General features: G+C 54.4%; 30 protein-coding genes. 18 read left to right on the forward strand and 12 right to left on the reverse strand.

Annotation, left to right across the window (positions count from 1 at the left end; genetic code table 11):
* Positions 1 to 174: 174 nt before the first annotated feature.
* From F3I20_RS14800 to F3I20_RS14820, 5 genes are read left to right on the forward strand one after another with little or no spacing between them, the layout of a single operon-like run.
* Positions 175 to 1,353 carry an isochorismate synthase gene (locus F3I20_RS14800; protein WP_150037907.1) on the forward strand — a complete coding sequence of 393 codons (1,179 nt, stop codon included), beginning with the start codon at positions 175 to 177 and terminating at the stop codon, positions 1,351 to 1,353.
* A gap of 19 nt (positions 1,354 to 1,372) precedes the next feature.
* Positions 1,373 to 2,989 carry a (2,3-dihydroxybenzoyl)adenylate synthase gene (locus tag F3I20_RS14805; protein WP_150037906.1) on the forward strand — a complete coding sequence of 539 codons (1,617 nt, stop codon included), beginning with the start codon at positions 1,373 to 1,375 and terminating at the stop codon, positions 2,987 to 2,989.
* Between the two features lie 18 nt (positions 2,990 to 3,007).
* Positions 3,008 to 3,862 carry an isochorismatase family protein gene (locus F3I20_RS14810; RefSeq protein WP_150037905.1) on the forward strand — a complete coding sequence of 285 codons (855 nt, stop codon included), beginning with the start codon at positions 3,008 to 3,010 and terminating at the stop codon, positions 3,860 to 3,862.
* A complete protein-coding gene (dhbA, locus tag F3I20_RS14815) occupies positions 3,859 to 4,617 on the forward strand; it encodes a 2,3-dihydro-2,3-dihydroxybenzoate dehydrogenase (RefSeq protein WP_150037904.1) in 759 nt (252 codons plus the stop codon). Before F3I20_RS14810 ends, dhbA begins: the two co-directional genes overlap by 4 nt.
* A 2-nt stretch (positions 4,618 to 4,619) precedes the next feature.
* Positions 4,620 to 5,039: a hotdog fold thioesterase gene (locus F3I20_RS14820; protein ID WP_190286165.1), complete on the forward strand. Its 420-nt coding sequence runs from the start codon at positions 4,620 to 4,622 to the stop codon at positions 5,037 to 5,039.
* Positions 5,040 to 5,111: 72 nt separating this feature from the next.
* Here the strand turns inward: F3I20_RS14820 and cgtA are convergent, their stop codons facing one another.
* From cgtA to rplU, 3 genes are all read right to left on the reverse strand, one after another.
* Positions 5,112 to 6,284 carry an Obg family GTPase CgtA gene (gene cgtA / locus F3I20_RS14825; protein ID WP_013359890.1) on the reverse strand — a complete coding sequence of 391 codons (1,173 nt, stop codon included), beginning with the start codon at positions 6,282 to 6,284 and terminating at the stop codon, positions 5,112 to 5,114.
* Between the two features lie 244 nt (positions 6,285 to 6,528).
* The gene (gene rpmA / locus F3I20_RS14830) at positions 6,529 to 6,786 is read right to left on the reverse strand and encodes a 50S ribosomal protein L27 (RefSeq protein ID WP_150011835.1); all 258 of its coding nucleotides are present in this window, start codon (positions 6,784 to 6,786) and stop codon (positions 6,529 to 6,531) included.
* Positions 6,787 to 6,801: 15 nt separating this feature from the next.
* A complete protein-coding gene (gene rplU / locus F3I20_RS14835) occupies positions 6,802 to 7,113 on the reverse strand; it encodes a 50S ribosomal protein L21 (protein WP_008925416.1) in 312 nt (103 codons plus the stop codon).
* Positions 7,114 to 7,369: 256 nt separating this feature from the next.
* Between rplU and ispB the strand changes: the two genes are divergently transcribed.
* On the forward strand, positions 7,370 to 8,341 hold the full coding sequence (gene ispB, locus F3I20_RS14840; RefSeq protein ID WP_008925415.1) for an octaprenyl diphosphate synthase: 972 nt from the start codon (positions 7,370 to 7,372) through the stop codon (positions 8,339 to 8,341).
* 237 nt (positions 8,342 to 8,578) lie between these two features.
* A complete protein-coding gene (locus F3I20_RS14845) occupies positions 8,579 to 8,863 on the forward strand; it encodes a helix-turn-helix domain-containing protein (protein ID WP_150011837.1) in 285 nt (94 codons plus the stop codon).
* Between the two features lie 72 nt (positions 8,864 to 8,935).
* Here the strand turns inward: F3I20_RS14845 and murA are convergent, their stop codons facing one another.
* The 8 genes from murA to F3I20_RS23960 all read right to left on the reverse strand — a co-directional run bounded on the left by murA (position 8,936) and on the right by F3I20_RS23960 (position 13,971).
* Positions 8,936 to 10,195 (reverse strand): UDP-N-acetylglucosamine 1-carboxyvinyltransferase, encoded by a 1,260-nt coding sequence (gene murA / locus F3I20_RS14850; RefSeq protein ID WP_009092454.1) that lies wholly within the window; start codon positions 10,193 to 10,195, stop codon positions 8,936 to 8,938.
* Between the two features lie 67 nt (positions 10,196 to 10,262).
* Positions 10,263 to 10,520 carry a BolA family iron metabolism protein IbaG gene (gene ibaG, locus F3I20_RS14855; RefSeq protein WP_003851098.1) on the reverse strand — a complete coding sequence of 86 codons (258 nt, stop codon included), beginning with the start codon at positions 10,518 to 10,520 and terminating at the stop codon, positions 10,263 to 10,265.
* Positions 10,521 to 10,633: 113 nt separating this feature from the next.
* A complete protein-coding gene (mlaB, locus tag F3I20_RS14860) occupies positions 10,634 to 10,939 on the reverse strand; it encodes a lipid asymmetry maintenance protein MlaB (protein ID WP_010251883.1) in 306 nt (101 codons plus the stop codon).
* Positions 10,939 to 11,574 (reverse strand): phospholipid-binding protein MlaC, encoded by a 636-nt coding sequence (gene mlaC, locus F3I20_RS14865; RefSeq protein WP_033731285.1) that lies wholly within the window; start codon positions 11,572 to 11,574, stop codon positions 10,939 to 10,941. Before mlaC ends, mlaB begins: the two co-directional genes overlap by 1 nt.
* A gap of 15 nt (positions 11,575 to 11,589) precedes the next feature.
* On the reverse strand, positions 11,590 to 12,135 hold the full coding sequence (mlaD, locus tag F3I20_RS14870) for an outer membrane lipid asymmetry maintenance protein MlaD (RefSeq protein WP_033731989.1): 546 nt from the start codon (positions 12,133 to 12,135) through the stop codon (positions 11,590 to 11,592).
* A gap of 4 nt (positions 12,136 to 12,139) precedes the next feature.
* Complete coding sequence (mlaE, locus tag F3I20_RS14875; protein ID WP_033731283.1) at positions 12,140 to 12,922, reverse strand: lipid asymmetry maintenance ABC transporter permease subunit MlaE; 783 nt, start codon at positions 12,920 to 12,922, stop codon at positions 12,140 to 12,142.
* 4 nt (positions 12,923 to 12,926) lie between these two features.
* Positions 12,927 to 13,742 carry a phospholipid ABC transporter ATP-binding protein MlaF gene (gene mlaF / locus F3I20_RS14880; RefSeq protein ID WP_150011839.1) on the reverse strand — a complete coding sequence of 272 codons (816 nt, stop codon included), beginning with the start codon at positions 13,740 to 13,742 and terminating at the stop codon, positions 12,927 to 12,929.
* The gene (locus F3I20_RS23960) at positions 13,714 to 13,971 is read right to left on the reverse strand and encodes a hypothetical protein (RefSeq protein WP_150037902.1); all 258 of its coding nucleotides are present in this window, start codon (positions 13,969 to 13,971) and stop codon (positions 13,714 to 13,716) included. The genes mlaF and F3I20_RS23960 overlap by 29 nt, the downstream gene beginning before the upstream one ends.
* Here F3I20_RS23960 and F3I20_RS14885 point away from each other — a divergent pair.
* The 11 genes from F3I20_RS14885 (at position 13,970) to npr (ending at position 21,948) form a co-directional block, all read left to right on the forward strand.
* Positions 13,970 to 14,950: a calcium/sodium antiporter gene (locus F3I20_RS14885; RefSeq protein ID WP_150011841.1), complete on the forward strand. Its 981-nt coding sequence runs from the start codon at positions 13,970 to 13,972 to the stop codon at positions 14,948 to 14,950. The genes F3I20_RS23960 and F3I20_RS14885 overlap by 2 nt on opposite strands.
* A 16-nt stretch (positions 14,951 to 14,966) precedes the next feature.
* Entirely contained in the window at positions 14,967 to 15,950 is a 984-nt protein-coding gene (gene kdsD, locus F3I20_RS14890) for an arabinose-5-phosphate isomerase KdsD (RefSeq protein ID WP_150037901.1), read from the forward strand.
* 13 nt (positions 15,951 to 15,963) lie between these two features.
* Complete coding sequence (kdsC, locus tag F3I20_RS14895; protein WP_150011845.1) at positions 15,964 to 16,530, forward strand: 3-deoxy-manno-octulosonate-8-phosphatase KdsC; 567 nt, start codon at positions 15,964 to 15,966, stop codon at positions 16,528 to 16,530.
* On the forward strand, positions 16,527 to 17,099 hold the full coding sequence (lptC, locus tag F3I20_RS14900) for an LPS export ABC transporter periplasmic protein LptC (protein ID WP_013359880.1): 573 nt from the start codon (positions 16,527 to 16,529) through the stop codon (positions 17,097 to 17,099). The genes kdsC and lptC overlap by 4 nt, the downstream gene beginning before the upstream one ends.
* Positions 17,074 to 17,625, forward strand: coding sequence for a lipopolysaccharide ABC transporter substrate-binding protein LptA (gene lptA / locus F3I20_RS14905; RefSeq protein ID WP_033731276.1), 552 nt, complete (start codon positions 17,074 to 17,076; stop codon positions 17,623 to 17,625). Before lptC ends, lptA begins: the two co-directional genes overlap by 26 nt.
* A gap of 5 nt (positions 17,626 to 17,630) precedes the next feature.
* Positions 17,631 to 18,356: an LPS export ABC transporter ATP-binding protein gene (gene lptB, locus F3I20_RS14910; RefSeq protein ID WP_009092467.1), complete on the forward strand. Its 726-nt coding sequence runs from the start codon at positions 17,631 to 17,633 to the stop codon at positions 18,354 to 18,356.
* Between the two features lie 48 nt (positions 18,357 to 18,404).
* A complete protein-coding gene (rpoN, locus tag F3I20_RS14915; protein ID WP_150011847.1) occupies positions 18,405 to 19,838 on the forward strand; it encodes an RNA polymerase factor sigma-54 in 1,434 nt (477 codons plus the stop codon).
* Between the two features lie 21 nt (positions 19,839 to 19,859).
* Entirely contained in the window at positions 19,860 to 20,147 is a 288-nt protein-coding gene (gene hpf / locus F3I20_RS14920; protein WP_013359877.1) for a ribosome hibernation promoting factor, read from the forward strand.
* A 150-nt stretch (positions 20,148 to 20,297) separates the two neighbouring features.
* The gene (gene ptsN, locus F3I20_RS14925) at positions 20,298 to 20,777 is read left to right on the forward strand and encodes a PTS IIA-like nitrogen regulatory protein PtsN (protein ID WP_013359876.1); all 480 of its coding nucleotides are present in this window, start codon (positions 20,298 to 20,300) and stop codon (positions 20,775 to 20,777) included.
* Positions 20,778 to 20,824: 47 nt separating this feature from the next.
* Entirely contained in the window at positions 20,825 to 21,679 is an 855-nt protein-coding gene (gene rapZ, locus F3I20_RS14930) for an RNase adapter RapZ (protein WP_010251920.1), read from the forward strand.
* Positions 21,676 to 21,948, forward strand: coding sequence for a PTS phosphocarrier protein NPr (npr, locus tag F3I20_RS14935; protein ID WP_010251923.1), 273 nt, complete (start codon positions 21,676 to 21,678; stop codon positions 21,946 to 21,948). Before rapZ ends, npr begins: the two co-directional genes overlap by 4 nt.
* A gap of 3 nt (positions 21,949 to 21,951) precedes the next feature.
* Here the strand turns inward: npr and mtgA are convergent, their stop codons facing one another.
* The gene (mtgA, locus tag F3I20_RS14940; protein WP_150011849.1) at positions 21,952 to 22,671 is read right to left on the reverse strand and encodes a monofunctional biosynthetic peptidoglycan transglycosylase; all 720 of its coding nucleotides are present in this window, start codon (positions 22,669 to 22,671) and stop codon (positions 21,952 to 21,954) included.
* Positions 22,672 to 23,121: the final 450 nt, after the last annotated feature.

Here is a 23,121-nt window from a genome sequence, read left to right on the forward strand (position 1 = left end):
GTTTTCATCCTTTTACTCTCCGGTAATCCGGGCGACAACTTGTGCTGATTTAACCAACAAAACCAGCCGAATCACCGCGTATTTATTGACACCTTTGGCTAATCGACGTAGGTTACTGCAACATAATACAAATGATAATCATTATTAGTTATCTTATCATTTATAGGTGCAATTATGGTGGAATCGCGGGCATTTGAACATCCCCTGTTGCAGGATTTTCCGGCACTCTGCCGTGGCTTCCTGTTTACCTCTCCCTGGCGAAGTCTGACGACTCAGGGCTGCTTTACGACACTCACTGCCCCGGTAAACCAGGGCGAGCAGCTGACCGGAGAGTTTCAGCAACAACTACAGCATCATTTTGCCTCGGCCAGAAAACAGGGCATAGCCCATCCCATTCTGGTGGGGGCGATCCCGTTCGATGTGGATCAGCCCGCAGCACTGTTTATCCCTGAGTCGTATCAGACCTTTCAGCGTGACGATCTGAAAGCCCGCGCCGCATCGGCTGAAAGCGATCTGCCAGAAGTTCGTCGCCGTACGGCGCTGCCGGATCACGACACCTTCACTGACATGGTTGCGCAGGCCGTGGCAGCCACGCAGCGCGGCGATCCGGATAAAGTGGTGCTGTCGCGGCTGATGGAAATTGTGGCGGAACAGCCGGTTGATACGGCCGCCCTGATGCAGCGCATCGTGGCGCAGAACCCTGACAGCTATCACTTTCATCTGCCGCTGCCCGATGGCGGCGCGCTGGTGGGTGCCAGCCCTGAACTGATGATCCGTAAGCAGGGCCGCCAGTTCAGCTCCTGTCCGCTGGCCGGTTCAGCGCCGCGCAACAGCGATCCACAGCGTGACCTGGCCTCAGGTGACAGCCTGATGCAGTCAGCCAAAGACCGGCATGAACATAAGCTGGTGACGGATGCGATGCGCATGACGCTGCAGCCACGCAGTCGCCTGCTGTCGGTCCCGGAAACCCCTTCTCTGCTGACCACCGCGACGCTGTGGCACCTCGCTACGCAGATTCGGGGCGAAGTACTGGACGATCGCGAAAATGCGCTGTCACTGGCCTGCCTGCTGCATCCGACACCAGCGCTCAGCGGCTTTCCGCATCAGCGTGCTCAGGCGCTGATTCAGCAACTTGAACCCTTTGAGCGTCAGCTGTTTGGTGGCATCGTCGGCTGGTGTGACGATCAGGGTGATGGCGAATGGGTCGTTACCATTCGCTGCGGCACGGTGAATGGTCCACGGATCCGACTGTTTGCTGGCGCGGGGATCGTGGCGGACTCACAACCTGAATCAGAGTGGCGCGAGACCGGCGTCAAACTCGACACCATGCTTCGCGCTTTTGGATTGCAATAATTGCGATAAAGGAACCTGTATGACGATTTCTTACAGCCGCTGGCCGGACGATCTGGCTGCTCGTTACCGTGAAAAAGGGTTCTGGCTGGATCTGCCGATGACCGACATCCTGGATCGTCACCGCGACAGCGAATGCCTGGCGGTGATTGATGGCGACCGGCAATTTACCTATCGCCAGCTGGCCTCACTGAGTGACAATCTGGCAGCGGCACTGCAGCGACGTGGCCTGAAACCCGGCGATACGGCGCTGGTACAGCTTGGGAACGTGGCAGAATTTTACCTGACGCTGTTTGCGCTGTTCAAAATCGGCGTCGCCCCGGTTAACGCGCTGTTCAGCCATCAGCGTACCGAACTGGCCGCCTATGCCAGTCAGATCGCGCCGCGCCTGTTGATTGCCGATCGCAGCCATCCCCTGTTCACCGATGACGCCTTTATTACGCAGCTTCGCCGTGAGCAGCCTTCACTGCAGCAGGTGATCCTGCGTAATGATGCTCATGCGGAAAACAGTCTCAACGCCCTGCTGGCAGAACCCGCAGATGACTTCAGGGCAACCCCGACCGCAGGCGATGAAGTCGCTTTTTTCCAGCTGTCAGGCGGCAGTACCGGCACCCCGAAACTGATCCCGCGTACCCACAATGATTACTACTACAGCATCCGGGAAAGTGACGTGATCTGCGGGGTCAACGCAGATACCCGTTACCTGATTGCCCTGCCCGCTGCGCATAATTTCCCGATGAGTTCTCCGGGCGCGCTGGGCGTCTTTTACGCGGGCGGCCAGGTGATCTTAGCGGCCGATCCCAGCGCGACCCTCTGTTTCCCGCTGATTGAAAAGCATCAGGTTACTGATACCGGCCTGGTTCCACCCGCGGCCAGTCTCTGGCTGCAGGCGATTCAGGAAGGGGGCAGCAATGCCGCGCTGGCCTCACTGCAACGTATTCAGGTCGGTGGCGCAAAGCTGGGCGAAACGCTGGCCGCGCGCATCCAGAACGAGATCGGCTGTACCCTTCAGCAGGTGTTTGGGATGGCGGAAGGTCTGGTGAATTACACCCGGCTGGATGACGATGAACAGACCATTCTCACTACGCAGGGACGCCCTATCTCTCCGGATGATGAGGTATGGGTTGCCGACGAACAGGGACATCCGCTCCCGGTCGGTGCCATTGGTCGCCTGATGACGCGCGGTCCTTATACGTTCCGTGGCTACTACAACAGTCCCGAACATAACGCCACCAGCTTTGATGACCAGGGCTTCTACTGCTCTGGCGATCTGGTCGAAATTACCCCCGCTGGCAACATCATTGTGCAGGGTCGGGAAAAAGATCAGATCAACCGGGGCGGCGAAAAGATCGCAGCTGAAGAGATCGAAAACCTTCTGCAGCGCCATGCGGATGTGATCCACGCGGCGCTGGTCTCTATGAGCGACGAACTGATGGGTGAAAAGAGCTGCGCGTTTATTGTCACGCGTCAGCCGGTGAAACCGGTGGCGCTGCGTCGTCACCTGCGTGAACTGGGCGTCGCCGAATTTAAGCTGCCCGACCGTATTACCTGCGTAGATGCCCTGCCGCTGACCGCGGTCGGCAAGGTGGATAAAAAACGTCTGCGCCAACAACTTGCCGATCAACGCGCGCAAGCCTGATCTGTCCGGAGAATTTTAATGGCTATCCCACAACTGACCTCTTATCCGCTGCCTGACGCCACTGAGCTGCCGAACAACAAGGTGAAATGGACACTGGAGCCAGGCCGTGCCGCCCTGCTGATCCACGATATGCAGCGCTATTTCCTTAACTTCTGGGGCGATAACAGCCCGCTGGTTGAGCAGGTCGTTAACAATATTGCCCGCCTGCGACGCTACTGCAAAGCGCAGGGTATTCCAGTGTTTTACACCGCTCAGCCCAACGCGCAGAGCGATGAAGATCGTGCGCTGCTCAACGATATGTGGGGACCCGGCCTGAATAAACATCCCGATCAGCAGAAGATCGTGGAGGCGCTGGCACCGGATGAGCACGATCAGGTCCTGACCAAGTGGCGCTACAGTGCGTTTCACCGCTCGCCGCTGGAGGCGATCCTGCAGGAGATGGGCCGCGATCAGCTGATTATTACCGGCGTCTATGCCCATATCGGCTGCCTGACCACCGCCACGGATGCGTTTATGCGTAATATTCAGCCGTTTATGGTGGCTGATGCGCTGGCTGACTTCAGCCGTGATGAACATATGATGGCGCTGACCTACACCGCGGGTCGGAGCGGAAAAGTGGTGATGACCGCCGATCTGATGCCTGTACCGCTCAGCAAAGACGAACTGCGCGCGCTGATCCTGCCGCTGCTGGAAGATGATGAGGTGCCGGACGATGATGAAAACCTGATCGACTACGGGCTGGATTCGGTACGCGTGATGGCGCTGGCGGCACGCTGGCGTCAGGTACATCGTGATATCGATTTTGTCAGCCTGGCCAAGAACCCGAGCATCGACGGCTGGTGGGCGCTGCTGTCGCGGGAGCCTGCTGAATGAGCCATGTAACCGACTTCAGCGGTAAAATCGTCTGGGTGACCGGTGCCGGTCAGGGCATTGGCTACCACACAGCGCTGGCCTTTCATCAGGCAGGCGCGCAGGTAGAGGCGTTTGATCTGCGGTTCCAGGATCATGACTATCCGTTTTCCTGTCACACCATGGATATTGCCGATCCGGCGCAGGTAAAATCAGTGTGTCAGCGGGTGCTGACCGCCCAGCCGCGCATCGATGTGCTGGTCAACGCAGCGGGTATTCTGCGTACTGGTGCCACCGATGCGCTGTCATTTGCTGACTGGCAGGCCTGTCTTAACGTCAATGCAGGCGGTGCGTTTAATCTGTTCCAGCAGACGCTGCCGCGCTTTCGTGAACAGCGCACCGGTGCCATCGTTACTGTCGCCTCGAATTCAGCGCATGCCCCACGTATCGGCATGTCCGCTTATGGTGCGTCAAAAGCCGCGCTGCGCAGCCTCTGTCTGACTGTGGGTCTGGAAATGGCGCCTTACGGTGTGCGCTGTAATATTGTTTCGCCTGGCTCCACTGACACCGCTATGCAGCGCAGTCTGTGGCATACACCGACCGGCGAGCAGGAGATGATTGCGGGCTTCCCGGATCAGTTCAAGCTGGGTATTCCGCTGGGCAAAATCGCGCAGCCGCAGGAAATTGCGGCCACCGTTCTGTTTCTCGCGTCGGATCTTGCCAGCCATGTGACGCTGCAGGATATTGTGGTCGATGGCGGCGCAACCCTGGGGGCCTGATGATGACAGCGATCTGGAAACGATCCATTGATCTTCCTGCACTGAACGCGCTCGGTGAGCACTCACTGGTGGCGCATCTGGGGATCGTTTTTACCGCAATCGGTGACGATTATCTGGAAGCGACGATGCCAGTCGATGCCCGCACGCAGCAGCCGTTCGGGTTGCTGCATGGCGGCGCCTCCGTGGTGCTGGCGGAGTCGATGGGTTCGATTGCCGGGTATCTGGCGGTTGAAGAGGGCAGCAGCGTGGTCGGTGTTGAAGTGAACGCCAGCCATCATCGTGCGGTGTCAGCGGGACGGGTGCGGGGGACCTGCCGTCCACTGCATCTGGGTAAACGCAGTCAGAGCTGGCAGATTGAGATTCGGAACAGTCGGGATCAGCTGTGCTGCAGCGCGCGATTGAGCGTAGCGGTCATGCGCTAGCGGCAGAAAGAACGATGCCCTCTTTCAGCACTAAAAGAGGGCATCGCTTATCACGCAGTAGCAGGCGTTCTGTTAACGCTGATAGATAATTTCAACGCCTTCGTCGTCTTCATCATCCCAGTCGTCATCCCACTCTTCATCTTCCACTTCGACCGTGTTTTCAATGGTTTCTTTGTGGTAATCATCCCACATGAATTCCACTTTCTCTGGCTGCTTCTCTTCGAGCTCCGCTTCTTTCGGGTTAGCGTTGATGAAGCTCATCACGTCCCAGCAGAGTTCTTTGACGCCGGTCTGGCTTGCGGCAGAGATCAGGTAATACTTATCTTCCCAGCCCAGCGCTTCAGCAACCGCTTTAGCCCGTGACTGCGCTTCTTCTTCACTGATGAGATCAATTTTGTTGAAGACCAGCCAGCGTGGTTTGTTGAACAGCTTCTCGCTATATTTTTCCAGCTCGCCGAGGATGATACGGGCATTTTCAACCGGATCGCTTTCATCAATGGGGTCGATGTCGATCAGGTGAAGCAACACGCGGCAGCGTTCAAGGTGCTTCAGGAAGCGAATACCCAGGCCAGCGCCCTCTGCTGCACCTTCAATCAGACCCGGGATATCGGCCACGACGAAGCTCTGCTCGCTATCCATGCGCACTACGCCCAGGCTTGGTACCAGGGTGGTAAACGGATAGTCCGCTACTTTAGGTTTGGCAGCCGAGACGGCACGAATAAAGGTCGATTTACCGGCATTCGGTAAGCCCAGCATCCCGACGTCCGCCAGCAGCATCAGTTCCAGCTGCAGGTCACGCTTTTCACCTGGGGTACCCATGGTTTTCTGGCGCGGACTGCGGTTCACTGACGATTTGAAACGGGTGTTGCCCAGGCCATGCCAGCCGCCTTTACCGACCATCAGTTTCTGGCCGTGGCGCGTCATGTCGCCAAGTGTCTCACCGGTACCCTGGTCGATAACCCGGGTGCCGACCGGCACTTTAACTTCAATATCTTTACCACGTTTACCGGTACAGTCGCGGCTCTGGCCGTTCTGTCCACGCTCGGCGCGGAAAGATTTTTCGAAACGATAATCGATAAGGGTATTGAGGTTTTCATCAGCGATCAGATAAACGTCACCGCCGTCACCACCATCGCCCCCGTCAGGGCCGCCTCTCGGGATATATTTTTCGCGGCGGAAGCTGACGCAACCATTACCGCCATCGCCGGCGACGACCAGAATTGTCGCTTCATCAACAAACTTCATTATTTAAATCTCCGTCACACAATCGTCTGCAGCACTCTGCAGACGGGTCCGCCAGGGTCTTCTGCGCTGACCAGCGGCGGATAAATCAGAATTGGCTTTCGCCAGTGCGTACACAAAGTGTACAGCAAACTTTTGTGATGCGTCGCTTTTACCGCGACAGACCGCAGAATGTAAAAAGCCCCGCAGGAGCTGCGGGGCCTTCAATTCGTGCGTTCAGACGTCAGACGTCTGCGTCACGACAACCTTACTCAGCAACGATGCTGATGTATTTACGGTTGTTCGGACCTTTAACTTCGAACTGTACTTTACCGTCTACGGTAGCAAACAGGGTGTGGTCACGACCACAACCTACATTGGTACCGGCGTGGAATTTAGTGCCACGCTGACGAACGATGATGCTACCTGCCAGAACAGATTCGCCACCGAAACGTTTTACACCCAGACGTTTTGCATTGGAGTCACGACCATTTCGAGTCGAGCCACCAGCCTTTTTATGTGCCATTTGTCAGATCTCCTCTTACGCCGTGATACCAGTGATTTTCACATCAGTGAACCACTGGCGATGGCCAGCCTGCTTACGGTAGTGCTTACGACGACGAAACTTAACGATCTTAATTTTTTCGCCACGACCGTGAGCAACAACTTCTGCCTTGATCATTCCGCCTGAAACCAGTGGCGCGCCGATTTTCACGTCTTCGCCATTAGCAATCATCAGAACCTGGTCAAACTCAATCGTTTCACCGGTTGCGATGTCCAGCTTTTCCAGGCGAACGGTCTGACCTTCGCTTACTCGGTGTTGTTTACCACCACTTTGGAAAACCGCGTACATATAAAACTCCGCTTCTGCGCTTGCCTTTTAGTTCATCAGGCGGCGCGCTAAATATTCACAATAGGGCGCGAATTCTACGCAAAACTCCAGAAGAAGACAAGAGCACTTTGCACACTCTTGCAGAAAAAAAACACAGGCTGAATGCAACCGTTTCTCAGGCACAAAATTCAAGTACAATCAGTAACAGATTACCTGAACGCTGGCTGGGTAAACCACTTACCATGGCAGAGATAACGAGTCATAGCTGAAAAGACGAATGAACTTAGAACAGATTAATGAATTAACCGCACAGGATATGGCTGCCGTTAACCAGACCATCCTCGACCAGCTGAATTCAGATGTCTCGCTCATCAACCAGTTGGGCTACTACATCATCAGTGGTGGGGGCAAGCGTATCCGCCCCATGATTGCCGTGCTATCCGCACGTGCCATGGGCTACAAGGGCGACCTGCACGTGACCAATGCGGCGCTGATCGAATTTATCCACACCGCCACGCTGCTGCATGACGACGTTGTGGATGAATCCGATATGCGTCGTGGCAAAGCGACCGCGAACGCGGCGTTTGGCAATGCGGCAAGCGTGCTGGTCGGTGATTTTATTTACACCCGCGCTTTCCAGATGATGACCAGCATGGGGTCGCTGCGTATCCTGGCGCTGATGTCAGAGGCAGTAAACGTCATTGCTGAGGGCGAAGTCCTGCAGCTGATGAACGTTAACGATCCTGATATCACCGAAGAGAGCTACATGCGCGTGATTTACAGTAAGACCGCACGCCTGTTTGAAGCAGCTTCGCAGGCCTCGGCGATACTGGCTGAAGCCACACCTGAAGAGGAAAAAGCGCTACAGGATTATGGGCGCTATCTGGGTACCGCTTTCCAGTTAATTGACGATTTGCTGGATTACAGTGCTGACGGCGAGACGCTGGGTAAAAATACCGGCGATGACCTGAGCGAAGGCAAACCGACGCTGCCGCTGCTGCATGCCATGCAGCACGGCTCGCCTGAACAGGCGAAGATGATCCGTGAAGCCATTGAGCAGGGAAATGGCCGCCATCTGCTTGAGCCGGTGCTGGAAGCGATGAATCAGTGTGGTTCGCTGGAATGGACGCGCAGCCGCGCGGAACAGGAAGCGGATAAAGCGATTGAAGCCTTGCGGATTCTGCCCGAATCCCCCTGGCGCAGCGCGCTGGAGTCGCTGGCGCACATGTCAGTTCAGCGCGACTTCTGATCCCTCCCGGAGCCTGCCGGGCTCCGTTTTTACGCTCCTGCTCTCACTTCTTTTTGTTCCCTCTTAGCTATTGCACTCCTGCTGCGTGCCACTACACAGACCAGGCGCTGGATCCAAATATTACTGGAAATTAACAGGAAATATTTGCTATAAAATTCCAGCTATTTCCAGATGGTGGTAAAAGGAAAGCCAGCGTCTCGCTGGACGATGCAATGACAAGGAAAAGGAGAACAGGTTATGCAAGAAAGAAAGGAAGACTGGCACCCGGCTGACATTATCGCGGCACTGCATAAGCGTGGTATGACCCTGGCGGCGCTGTCACGCGCAGCAGGACTGAGTTCATCAACGCTGGCTAATGCACTGACGCGTCCATGGCCCAAAGGCGAATGGCTGATTGCCGACGCGATCCAGGTTCATCCTAGTGAGATCTGGCCCAGCCGCTATTACGATCCCGATACAAACTGTCTGCTGGATCGCAGAAAACGTATCCGGACGCCTGCCGATCAGACGAATAACGCCTGAGATTCCAGGCGATCCTCAGACGAAAAAAAACCAGCCCCCGCGGGGGCTGGCTATTTCAGCGCCTCTGCAGAATTACTCTTCGCTGACGCGCTCAATGTTCGCGCCCATCGCTTTCAGCTTATCTTCGATGTGCTCATAGCCACGATCAATATGATAAATGCGATCAACGAACGTCGTGCCTTCCGCAATGCAACCAGCCAGAACCAGGCTGGCAGACGCACGCAAATCGGTCGCCATCACCTGCGCACCTGACAGAGTTTCAACCCCGTGACAGATCGCTGTGTTGCTCTCAATCTCAGCATGTCCGCCCATACGAATCAGTTCCGGGATATGCATGAAACGGTTTTCAAAAATGGTCTCGGTAATCACGCCCGTGCCTTCCGCAACCATGTTTAACAGAGTGAACTGCGCCTGCATATCGGTCGGGAAACCCGGATGAGGTGCGGTGCGCACGTTGACCGCTTTTGGTCGCTTGCCGTGCATATCCAGACTGATCCAGTCTTCACCGGTTTCGATATCGGCACCCGCATCACGCAGTTTAGAGAGAACCGCATCCATCGTATCGGGCTGAGCTTTGTGGCACATCACTTTGCCGCCTGAAATGGCGGCTGCCACCAGGAAGGTGCCGGCTTCGATGCGGTCCGGCAGAACGCGGTACACACCGCCGCCCAGACGCTCGACGCCTTCGATGGTGATCTTATCAGTGCCTGCACCGCTGATGCGGGCACCCAGCGTGTTCAGGAAGTTGGCTGTATCGACAATTTCCGGCTCACGCGCCGCATTCTCGATTACGGTAGTACCCGTCGCCAGCGTCGCAGCACTCATAATGGTCACGGTTGCGCCAACGCTGATTTTGTCCATGACAATCAGCGCGCCCTTCAGGCGGCCATTAACTGATGCTTTAACATAGCCCTCTTCCAGCTTGATCTCGGCACCCAGTTGCTCCAGACCGGTAATGTGCAGGTCAACCGGACGCGCGCCAATTGCGCAGCCACCCGGTAGCGAAACCTGCCCCTGACCAAAACGTGCGACCAGTGGGCCCAGCGCCCAGATTGAGGCACGCATGGTTTTGACCAGATCGTAAGGCGCACAGAATACATCTACCGCGCTGGCATCGACATGCACAGAACCGTTGCGCTCCACCTTTGCACCCAGCTGGCTCAGCAGCTTCATGGTGGTATCAATGTCGCGCAGCTTTGGCACATTCTGGATCTCTACCGGCTCTTCAGCCAGCAGGGCAGCAAACAGAATAGGAAGCGCGGCGTTCTTTGCCCCGGAAATGGTTACTTCACCACTTAAGCGGGTGGGGCCTTGCACACGAAATTTGTCCATTAACACGGCTCTCAATTAACTAGCTAAAAATTGGACTCGCCCACGGCGAGTTCACCACGCTGTGGGATCAGAAACCGTTGAGTTTACGGTCACGCGCCCATTCAGCGGGAGTATAGGTTTTGATAGAGACAGCATGCATGCGGTTATCCGCAATGAATTCCATCAGCGGCGCGTAGACAGCCTGCTGTTTTTTCACGCGGCTCAGTTCGCCAAACAGTTCGCCTACGGCGATCACCTGAAAATGGCTGCCATCGTTGCTCATCACATGAACTTCGTCTAAAGGCAATGCGGCCATCAGCACGGCCTGAATTTCACTGTTTTCCATTGGGCTTAACTTCACTTAATAATAATAAGGCTGACATAGTAGAGGAAAGCGGCTGACTCTTAAATACGCAAAAGCCCCTGTTGAAAACAGGGGCTTAGCATAACAACCGGAAATCAGGCGCTTTTATCCGCAGAAACAATAATCTGTTGCAGATTGTAAAGCGTAATCAGTGAGTGCAGTTTGTCGCTGATACCCGTAAAGCGTGGCGTAATCCCCTGTGCCCGGGCGATTTCCCGCAGGTGCACCAGCAGGGCAAGTCCGGAAGAGTCCACACGCTCCAGCGCCGCGACATCGATGGTATCGACATCTTTGATCAGCGTCTCACGTTGCTGCCACAGGCTCATTAACGTGTCGCGATCCAGTTCGCCTTTCAATAATAGCGTGCTGGCTTCCCGCTCCCAGCGTAACGATTCGTGCATTATTTTTGTTTATCCAGCGTGATGGGCTGTGCCGCAGAGGATTTCAGTTGCGCTGTCAGACCATCGATACCTTTAGTACGCAACAGATCGCTCCACTCATTTTGTTTAGTGGTGATCATGCTGACGCCTTCAGCGATCATGTCATAAGCCTGCCAGTTACCGGTCTGGCTGTTTTTACGCCACTGGAAGTCGAGGCGAACCGGCGGGCGACCATTAGGATCGATAATGGAGACCCGAATGGCGACAATCTGAGCATCGCCCAATGGCTGCTCAGGCTGAATCTGGTAGCTCTGACCGTTATAGAGTGCCAGTGCCTGACCATAAGCCTGGGCCAGATAGTCACCAAAGGCGCTGAAGTAGGCTTCACGCTGCGCCGGAGTCGAATCACGATAGTAGCGGCCCAGCACTAACGCGCCCGCATATTTGATCTGTACATAGGGCAGCAGCTCCTGACGCACAATCTGACGCAGGTAGTTTGGATCCTGCTTGATTTTAGGCTGCTCATTTTTAAGACGGGTAAAGGTCTTTTCCGCCGCTTCGTTCATCAGCTTGTAGGGATTGCTTTGATCGGCCGCTGTCGCCGTCAGCGGTACGGCCACCACCAGCATGGCAATCATCAGTAAACGTTTAAACATGGTATACCCTCTTCTTTAAGGTTGAGCCGGTGCCGCAGGCGCAGCACTGTCGCCTTCCTGCGCATCCTTGTTGTCACTGTTTTGTTTGTTATCGCCGCTCTTATAAAGGAACTGGCCAATCAGGTCTTCGAGCACCATGGCTGACTTGGTATCGCGTAGCGTATCGCCATCTTTCAGCATCGCCGAACCGAGTTCAGGATCGTCAAAGCCTAAGTTGAGCGCCAGGAACTGCTCACCCAGCAGTCCCTGCGTGCGAATCGCCAGCGAGCTGGTGTCTGAAATTTTATTCGCATACTGATCGCTGATCTCCATCGTGACACGTGGCAGCAGCGTTTTCGGTTCAAGCTCAATGTCCGTTACCCGGCCAATCACCACACCGCCGATTTTGACTGGCGAACTGGCTTTCAGACCACCGATATTGTCAAACGTGGCGTAGAGTTTCCACGTTGGCTCTGTGCCCATCGACTTTAAATCGGCGACGCGCAGACAGAGAAACAAGGCGGCGATCAGCGCCATAATCATAAAAATGCCAACCCAGATTTCGCTTTTTTTGCTTTGCATTGCATCAATTCCCAAACATCAGTGCTGTCAGCACAAAATCCAACCCGAGCACCGCCAGTGAAGCATGTACTACGGTACGCGTTGTCGCGCGACTGATCCCTTCGGAAGTGGGAATCGCGTCATAGCCATTAAAAAGAGCAATCCAGGTCACCGTCACGGCAAAGACGGCGCTTTTAATGATGCAGTTAACAACGTCGGTGCGGAAATCGACCGCGTTCTGCATGGCTGACCAGAAGAAACCAGGATCGATTCCCTTCCAGCTCACGCCAACCAGTGCACCGCCAGCGATGCCAACGGCAGTAAAGATCAGTGCGAGTAGCGGCATGCTAATAAAACCGGCCCAGAAGCGCGGCGAAACGACGCGACGCAACGGATCCACCGCCATCATCTCCATGCTGGAGAGCTGTTCAGTGGCTTTCATCAGACCGATTTCAGCCGTGAGAGCCGAGCCTGCCCGTCCGGCAAACAGCAGCGCGGTCACGACCGGACCCAGCTCACGCAGCAACGACAGTGCCACCAGCATACCCAGACTGGTTTCAGCACCGTAAGTGGTCAGTACCAGATAACCCTGAAGTCCGAGTACCATCCCGATAAACAGGCCAGACACCACAATAATCAGTAACGACAACACGCCAACACTATAGAGCTGTTTAATCAGTAGCGGCGAATGTCTGCGAAACGCGGGTTTTCCTACCAGCGCGTGAAACAGCATTAATCCTGCGCGTCCAAAACTGGCGCACGTTTCAATTCCCTGACGACCGAATGACGCCAGCGCCTTCAAGACCATCTGTTTAGTTACTCCCTGAGCCGGTTAAATCAGCGAGATAGTCGCCGGCAGGAAAACGGAAGGGAACCGGACCATCCGCATCGCCATCAATGAACTGGCGGACACGCGGGTCATTATTCTCTCGCAGTTCCGGCGTGGTGCCGTGTGCGATAATTTTTTGTCCGGCCACGATGTAGGCATAGTCCGCGATACTCAGTACTTCCGGTACGTCGTGCGAGACCACAATACAGGTCAGGCCCAGAGCATGGTTAAGTTCGTCGATCAATTTTACCAGTACGCCCATAGTAATGGGATCCTGACCGACAAAAGGTTCGTCGAACATGATCAGCTCCGGTTCAAGCGCAATCGCGCGCGCCAGCGCCACACGACGCGCCATTCCGCCCGACAGCTCAGCCGGTTTAAGTTGAGCTGCACCACGCAGCCCCACGGCTTCCAGCTTCATTAATACCGTGCTGTGCAGAATAGGTGCGGGAAGGCGGGTATGTTCGCGCAGCGGCCAGGCGACATTTTCATAAACCGTTAAGTCAGTAAATAGCGCGCCAGACTGGAATAGCATGCTCATCTTTTTGCGCGCTTCATACAATTTAGCGCGAGACAATGACGGAATGTTTTCGCCACGGAAAAAGATTTCCCCGCTGGTTGGCTGAAGTTGACCCCCAATCAAGCGTAGCAGAGTGGTTTTCCCTATTCCTGACGGTCCCATTATCGCCGTCACTTTGCCTTTCGGCACAGTCAGCGAAATGTCGTCGAAGATGGTGCGATCTCCGCGCGAAAAACTCACGCCACGAACCTCAACCAGATTCGTTTGCTGCTGGATCATTATTACCTCTTGTAAGGATCGGGCGTAAACATGGGGTACGATGGTAGCGTGTTCGGTCCTGATTCACGATAGCTTTACAGAAACTTACCGCTAAGATTTGGCGAAAATGGTCATTAAATTTACTTTTGCCGTTCAGACGGTCAAAATCAGCGGCTGTCTCGCCAAACAGAACCTTAAACCGGTCGGGAAAGGTATTGCCGGCCCGGGTTTTTACGCAAGGATTTTTCATGTTCGTAGCTTCTGCACTGCTGATTATCGGTTTGCTTTTACTGGCATATGGTGCCGATCGTCTGGTGTTTAGCGCCTCTATATTGTGTCGATCGTTTGGCATCCCGCCACTGATCATTGGTATGACCGTGGTCAGCATAGGCACCTCGCTGCCAGAAATGATCCTCTCCTTTTCTGCGGCCCAGCATGGTCAGATGGATCTGGCTGTTGGTACCGCGATCGGCTCGAATATTACCAACATTTTACTCATTCTGGGTGCCGCTGCGCTAATGCATCCACTCAGCGTCCATTCTAATCTGATACGTCGTGAACTGCCGTTGATGTTGCTGGTTACCCTGCTCAGCGGATTCATGCTGTTTGACAATCAGCTTAGTCGACTGGATGGAATTGGCCTGATCGCCATCGCCGCTATTTATCTGATGGTGGTGATTCGCATTGCGCGTAAAGCAGAACGGGACAACAACGACACCCTGACGCGCGAGCAACTGGCCGAGCTGCCCCGCGAAGAGAGCGGAAACACGGTGGCCTTTCTCTGGCTGGCCGTCGCGCTGATTATCCTGCCGATGTCGACCCGGATGGTGATCGACAATGCCACCGCCTTTGCCGACTATTTTGGCGTCAGCGAACTGGTGATGGGCCTGACGCTTATCGCCGTGGGTACCAGTCTGCCTGAGCTGGCGACGGTGATTGCCGGGGCACTGAAAGGTGAAGATGATATCGCGATAGGCAACCTGATCGGTGCCAACATTTATAATATTGCTATTGTGCTGGGCCTGCCGGCGCTGATTCACCCCGGCAGTATCGACTATCACGCCTTTGCCCGTGATTACTGGGTGATGCTGGGCGTCAGCGTGCTGTTTGCCCTGCTCTGCCTGCTGCGTCGCCGACGCGTTGGCCGCATCAATGGCCTGATTTTACTCTGTGGTTTCTTCGTCTGGGTGACGCTGCTGTGGATGCAGCCGACATTCATGGACGGCTAACAAGGACAGACTCACTATGTCATATCAGCAACCAACAGCATTTAATTTTCAGCAGGCGGGAAAAAACGTCCTGCGCATCGAGCGTGAGGGACTGGAACAGCTCGATCAATATATTAATGACGATTTCGCCCGTGCCTGCGCCCTGATCTACGCCTGTCAGGGTAAAGTGGTGGTAATGGGGATGGGTAAGTCCGGCCATATCGGCAAAAAAATGGCGGCGACCTTTGCCAGTACAGGCACGCCCGCCTTTTTTGTTCATCCGGCCGAAGCCAGCCATGGCGACCTGGGCATGGTGAGCAAAAATGATGTCGTGATCGCCATCTCCAACAGCGGTGAGTCGAACGAAATCCTCGCGCTGATTCCGGTGTTAAAACGTCAGCACATTACGCTGATCTGCATAACCGGACGGCCTGACAGCGCCATGGGCCGGGTTGCCGATGTGCATCTGTGTGTCCATGTTCCACAGGAGGCCTGTCCGTTAGGCCTTGCGCCAACCACCAGCACCACAGCCACACTGGTGATGGGCGACGCGCTGGCAGTTTCGTTACTTGAAGCGCGTGGATTCACGGCGGAAGATTTTGCCCTCTCCCATCCTGGCGGTGCGCTGGGCCGCAAACTGCTGCTGCATGTAGCGGATATCATGCACAGCGGCGATGAGCTGCCGCACGTCAACCGTGACGCCTCACTACGCGATGCGCTGCTGGAGATTACCCGCAAAAATCTGGGACTGACGGTCATCGTCGATGGTCTGATGAAAATTGAAGGTATCTTTACCGATGGTGACCTGCGCCGCATCTTTGATATGGGCATCGATTTTCAGCGCGCCACCATCGGGGAAGTGATGACGCCAGGCGGCATCCGCGTCCGGCCAAATATGCTGGCGGTTGAAGCCCTGAACCTGATGCAGACCAAAAACATTACCTCGATTCTGGTGGCCGATGACGACCATCTGCTCGGTGTGGTACATATGCATGACATGCTGCGCGCTGGCGTAGTCTGAACAGGAAAAGAAAATGCAACAGGCAACTCCCACGATTGACACCTGCTATGGACCAGTCAGTGCTGACGTCATGGCGCGCGCCAGCAACATTCGTCTGCTGATCTGCGACGTCGATGGCGTCATGTCCGACGGGGTGATCTACATGGGGAACAATGGCGAAGAGCTGAAGGCCTTCAACGTGCGGGATGGTTACGGTGTACGCTGTTTACTGACCGCCGATGTGGAAGTGGCTATTATTACCGGCCGCAATGCCCGTCTGATGGAAGATCGCTGCAAAACGCTCGGCATCCGTCATCTTTATCAGGGACAATCGGATAAGCTTTTGGCCTATCGTGAACTTCTGGATAAACTGTCTCTCTCTGATGATCAGGTCGCCTACATCGGTGACGACCTGATCGACTGGCCGGTTATGGCGAAAGTGGGATTAAGCGTGGCGGTGGCGGATGCACATCCGATCCTGTTGCCGCGTGCGCAGTATGTCACGCGGATTGCGGGTGGACGCGGCGCGGTACGCGAAGTATGTGACCTGATCTTAATGGCGCAGAACAAATTTGAGGATGCCAAAGGGCAATCAGTATGAGTAAAAGCAGGCGTTGGATAACGCTGATTCTGACCTTGATTGCACTGGTTTTGATCGGCTGGAATCTTACCAACCAGGATGGCGATGGCACGCCAGTCGGGACGGATAGTCAGTCGCCGACCTATACCAGTGATGATTCTCACACTGTGGTTTATAACCCGCAGGGCGCGCTGTCATATAAACTGGTCTCTGACAAAGTGACCTATTTCTCGGATGACGAGCTGAGCTGGTTCGACAATCCGGTAATGACCACCTTTGATGAGAACAAAATTCCCACCTGGACGTTACGCGCGGATAAAGCAAAGCTCACCAAAGATCGTATGCTTTACCTGTATGGCCATGTTGAGCTGAATACGCTGACGCAGGATTCCCAGCTTGAGCGGATCAAAACTGATAACGCACAGATTAACCTTGTTACTCAGGACGTTACCTCTGATGACCAGGTGACATTGTATGGCCGCAGCTTTAACTCCACCGGCATGAAAATGCGCGGCAATTTACGGACAAAAAACGCCGAGTTAATCGAGAAGGTCAAAACCTCTTATGAAATTCAAAATGAACAAAAATAGCCTGAAGATTTTACTGGCCAGTATGTTACTGGCAACCAGCGTACCGGCGCTGGCCCTGACCGGTGACTCGGACAAGCCCGTCAATATTGACTCGCAGAATCAGGCGCTGGATTTGCAAGGCAATGTCGCGACCTTTACCGGCAATGTCATCGTGACGCAGGGCTCTATCAAAATCACGGCGGATAAAGTCGTGGTGACCCGTCCGGGCGGCGACAGCAAGAAAACCATCGTTGACGCCTACGGTAATCCTGCCACTTTCTATCAGATGCAGGACAGCGGTAAGCCGGTTCAGGGCCATGCCTCAAAACTGCACTACGAACTGGCTAACGATTTCGTTGAACTGACCGGCAATGCGTTCATTGAACAGCAGGACAGCAACATCAAAGGCGATCGTATTACCTACCTGGTAAAAGAGCAGAAAATGCAGGCTTACAGCCAGGGCCAGAACAAGCGCGTCACCACCGTTTTGGTGCCGTCGCAACTTCAGGATAAAGGTTCGTCCAACAGCGGAAAGAAGAGTAACTGATAGCTATGGCCACATTAATCGCAGAAAACCTGGCGAAGGCATATAAAGGCCGTCGCGTGGTAGAAGATGTCAGTCTTCAGGTAAAGTCCGGCGAGATTGTCGGCCTGCTCGGCCCGAACGGTGCCGGTAAGACCACCACCTTTTACATGGTGGTCGGTATTGTCCCGCGTGACGCTGGCCGCATTGTCATTGATGATGAAGATATCAGCATCCTGCCGCTGCATGCGCGTGCGCGCCGTGGCATCGGCTATCTGCCGCAGGAAGCATCGATTTTCCGTCGCCTCAGCGTTTACGATAACCTGATGGCAGTATTACAGATTCGTGATGACCTGACCGAAGAGCAACGCCAGGATCGCGCCCGAGAGTTGATGGAAGAGTTTCACATCGAGCACCTGCGCGACAGCATGGGCCAGGCGCTGTCGGGTGGTGAACGACGTCGTGTTGAGATTGCCCGCGCACTGGCTGCCAATCCAAAGTTTATTCTGCTGGATGAGCCTTTTGCCGGTGTTGACCCTATCTCTGTTATCGACATCAAGAAGATCATTGAGCATCTGCGTGACAGCGGCCTCGGCGTGCTGATCACCGACCATAACGTGCGCGAAACGTTAGCGGTCTGTGAGCGGGCCTATATCGTCAGCCAGGGCCACCTGATTGCGCATGGCACACCCAATGAAATTCTTGCGGATGAGCAGGTTAAGCGGGTTTATTTGGGTGAAGAGTTCAGACTCTGATAAGGTGTCGTTAATACCGATGTTTACCTGGGAACTACCATCCTGTCTATGAAGCAAGGTTTACAACTCAGGTTCAGCCAACAGCTGGCAATGACTCCACAATTGCAGCAGGCGATTCGCCTGCTGCAACTCTCCACGCTTGAACTCCAGCAGGAGTTACAGCTGGCGCTGGAAAGTAATCCACTGCTTGAGCAGACCGATCTGCATGACGAAATTGACTCCCGGGAATCGTCGGAAGCCGAAGCGCTGGATACTCGTGAAGCGCTTGAGCAGAAAGAGATGCCTGATGAGCTGCCGCTGGATGCCACCTGGGATGAAATCTACACCGCTGGCACCCCTTCCGGCACCGGTACCGATTATCAGGATGATGAGTTGCCGGTCTATCAGGGCGAAACCACGCAGTCACTGCAGGATTACCTGATGTGGCAGGTCGAATTGACGCCTTTCAGCGATACCGACCGCGCGATTGCAACCTCTATCGTCGATGCTATCGATGACACCGGATATCTCACCGTCTCGCTTGAGGAGATCCTCGACAGCATCGGCAACGATGAGCTTGAAGCGGATGAGGTTGAGGCGGTGCTGAAACGCATCCAGCGCTTTGACCCGATTGGTGTGGGCGCACGCGATTTGCGTGACTGTCTGCTGGTTCAGCTTTCCCAGTATGCACCAGAGACACCGATGCTGGCTGAAGCGCGCCTGATTGTCAGCGAACATCTCGATCTACTGGCCAATCACGACTTCCGCAGCCTGATGCGCGTCACGCGCCTCAAAGAAGAGGTGCTGAAAGAGGCGATGCTGCTGATCCAGTCGCTGGACCCGCGTCCGGGTCAGTCGATCAACACCGGCGAGCCGGAATATGTTATCCCCGACGTGCTGGTGCGTAAGGTTGGCAACCGCTGGACGGTTGAACTCAATGCCGACAGCGTGCCGCGTCTGAAGATTAACCAGCACTATGCGGCAATGGGTGGTGCAACGCGCAATGACAGCGACAGCCAGTTCATTCGCAGTAATCTGCAGGAAGCGCGCTGGCTGATTAAGAGTCTGGAAAGTCGTAATGATACGCTGCTGAAAGTCACGCGCTGTATCGTTGAGCAGCAGCAGGCGTTCTTCGAGCAGGGTGAAGAATTTATGCGTCCGATGGTGCTGGCCGATATCGCCCAGGCCGTTGAGATGCACGAATCAACCATTTCCCGTGTGACCACGCAGAAGTATCTTCACAGCCCGCGTGGCATTTTTGAACTGAAGTACTTTTTCTCCAGTCACGTTAATACGGAAGGTGGCGGCGAAGCCTCCTCTACCGCGATCCGTGCTCTGGTGAAGAAATTAATTTCGGCGGAAAATCCAGCCAAACCCTTGAGCGACAGTAAACTGACCTCCATGTTATCCGATCAGGGGATCATGGTGGCACGGCGTACCGTCGCCAAATATCGTGAGTCTTTATCCATCCCGCCATCGAACCAGCGTAAACAGCTGGTTTGACAGAAATGAGAAGGAAGACCTATGCAGCTGAACCTGACCGGGCAACATGTTGAAATCACGCCACCTTTGCGTGAATTCGTCAGCGGTAAATTTGCCAAACTGGAACACTATTTTGAACATATCAATCAGGTCTATATTGTCCTGAAGGTTGAGAAAGTCACACAGGTGGCTGACGCAACACTCCACGTGAACGGTGGCGAGCTGCACGCCACGTCCGAAGCGGAAGATATGTATGCGGCAATTGATGGGCTGATTGATAAACTCGCCCGCCAGCTGACCAAACACAAAGATAAACTGAAAAAACACTAACCTTCACGCTAGCTACGCGCGCCTGGCGCGCAGAGCCGACAGTATGGGGCGGATAATCCGCCCCGTTTTGTCATCTGAGCAAGCGCCGTTTGTCGCACATATCAGGGCGCTGGCGGTGAATGGCCTGGTGAACACGCAAGTGAAACGATAATGAACAACGATCTTACACTGGAATTGAGCACAGTGCTTTCGCCAGACTGCACCCGCAGCGGCGTACACTGCCAGAGCAAAAAACGTGCGCTGGAAATCATCAGCGAACTGGCCGCTAAGCAGCTCAACCTGCCGCACCAGACGCTTTTCGAAGCGATTCTGACCCGCGAACGTATGGGCAGTACCGGTATAGGTAACGGAATAGCCATTCCTCACGGCAAGCTGGAAGAGGATACATTGCGTGCGGTAGGAGTATTTATCAGCCTTGAGCAGCCGATTGCGTTTGATGCCGTCGACAACCAGCCGGTCGATCTGCTGTTTGCATTACTGGTTCCGGCTGATCAGTGCAAAACACACCTGCACACCCTTTCACTGGTGGCAAAACGTCTGGCAGATAAAACGGTTTGCCGTCGTCTGCGTGCTGCGCAGAGTGATGAAGAGCTCTATGCCATTATTACGGAAGTCCAGACAGAGCAGTAACGCGGCTTTACCGGCCCGGTGCCGGTTTTAAAACGGGAGAGAAGGTCATGGTGCTGATGATCGTTAGCGGTCGTTCAGGCTCGGGGAAGTCAGTGGCGCTCCGTGCGCTGGAAGATATGGGGTTCTACTGCGTTGATAACCTGCCGGTCGTGTTGCTGCCTGAGTTAGCCAACTCGCTGGCGGAACGCAATATTTCGGCGGCGGTCAGCATCGACGTTCGTAATATGCCTGAATCCCCGGAAATTTTTGAAACCGCGCTGAATAATCTGCCTGACACATTTTCACCTCAGTTGCTGTTTCTCGACGCCGATCGCAATACCCTGATTCGTCGTTACAGCGATACGCGCCGTCTGCATCCCCTCTCCAGCAAAAATCTGTCACTGGAGAGCGCCATCGATGAAGAGAGCGATCTGCTGGAGCCGCTGCGTTCGCGTGCCGATCTGATCATCGACACCTCAGAGATGTCGGTACATGAGCTGGCCGAGATGCTGCGTACCCGTCTGCTGGGCAAGCGTGAACGCGAACTGACCATGGTATTTGAATCCTTTGGCTTCAAACATGGCATTCCTATAGACGCTGATTATGTCTTTGACGTGCGCTTTCTGCCCAATCCCCACTGGGATCCTAAGCTGCGCCCGATGACCGGCCTTGATCGTCCGGTGGCGGCATTCCTTGACCGCCACACTGAAGTGCACAACTTTATCTACCAGACACGCAGCTATCTTGAACTCTGGCTGCCGATGCTGGAGACCAATAACCGCAGCTATCTTACCGTGGCAATTGGCTGTACTGGTGGCAAACACCGCTCAGTTTATATTGCAGAACAGCTGGCGGATTACTTCCGTTCGCGCGGTAAGAATGTACAGTCACGCCATCGCACGCTGGAAAAGCGCAAATCATGACCGTCAGACAAACTGTAGAAATCAAAAATAAGCTGGGTATGCACGCCCGTCCGGCGATGAAGTTATTTGAGCTGGTGCAGAGCTTCGATGCCGAAGTATTGCTGCGCAACGAAGCGGGCACGGAAGCCGAGGCCAGCAGCGTGATTGCGCTGCTCATGCTCGACTCGGCTAAAGGCGGCCACATAGAGATTGAAGCCAGCGGCCCGGAGGAAATTCCGGCGCTGGCAGCGGTCATTGAGCTGTTTGAAGCGGGTTTTGATGAGGACTAAGGCTTAGTCGAGCTTGTTACGCTGCAGGAAGCCTTCCCCGCCAAGCTGGCGCATCTGACGCATTATCCACTGCTGCCGCTCTCTGACATAGCCTGAAGGTGCAGCAGCACGATAGCGGATAGGATTAGGCAAAACTGCCGCCAGTAAAGCAGCATCGGCTGCAGTAAGCCGGCTGGCTGGCTTGTGGAAATAACGCTGTGAAGCTGCCTCAACACCAAAGATACCCGGCCCGAACTCTGCAATATTAAGATAGACGGTCAGAATACGTCGCTTCGTCCAGACTGTCTCAATCCCAACTGTCAGCCCCGCTTCCAGACCTTTGCGCACCCAGCTGCGGCCATCCCACAGAAACAGATTCTTGGCTGTCTGTTGTGACAGTGTGGACGCCCCACGCATCCGGCTATCGCTGTTATCCAGTACAGATTCAATGGCCGCGACATCGAACCCCCAGTGGTCCGGAAACTTTTGATCTTCTGAGGCGATAACGGCCAGCCCCATCCATGGCGAAATCTCATCATGTCCGACCCAGTCAGAATGGGCGACATAACTAAAGTCACCGTGTAACCAGGCACCAATCTGTCGTTCAGCCATCACCGCTGAAAACGGTACCGGTAAGAACGAAAAGAGTAATATTCCCGCCAGCCATACGCCCAGCCACACCAGCAGGATACGGCCAATAATACGTCTGATACGCTGTCCGACGCTTTCTTTATGCTTGTTCATGCAATCTTCCCACACTTGTTTCAGACCTTAATCAATCACTCATGTAATCACTGCCAGAAAAGCAGCTTTTTCACAAATTTCGCTGGAAACCTCATCGCGGTTTCCAGACTTTATTCAATCATTTTGCATCAAAATGCTGCAACAGTTCGAAATAGTTCAAGGACTTCCGGAAAAAAGGAATCGGTTCCATTCATTGCCACTGCTTAGCATCTTTCCAGATAAACACTTAATAATGGGAAATAAGCGCTGGTTTAAATCATTCAACATACTTAACTATTATTTTTTTATGAATGATGGACTGCCCAAAGCTTAAACAGAATCATGCTTATAACGTATAAATAAACAGCGTTTAAGAGCGTCACTCATCGTTGTTATGGCCCTGGTTACTTTCGGTAAGCACAATGATGTCAGCGCAATGAAGGGCCAAAGTTTTAGATTCTTTTTTATCAT

This window comes from Candidatus Pantoea gossypiicola, assembly GCF_008632075.1.
GTDB lineage: Bacteria > Pseudomonadota > Gammaproteobacteria > Enterobacterales > Enterobacteriaceae > Pantoea > Pantoea gossypiicola.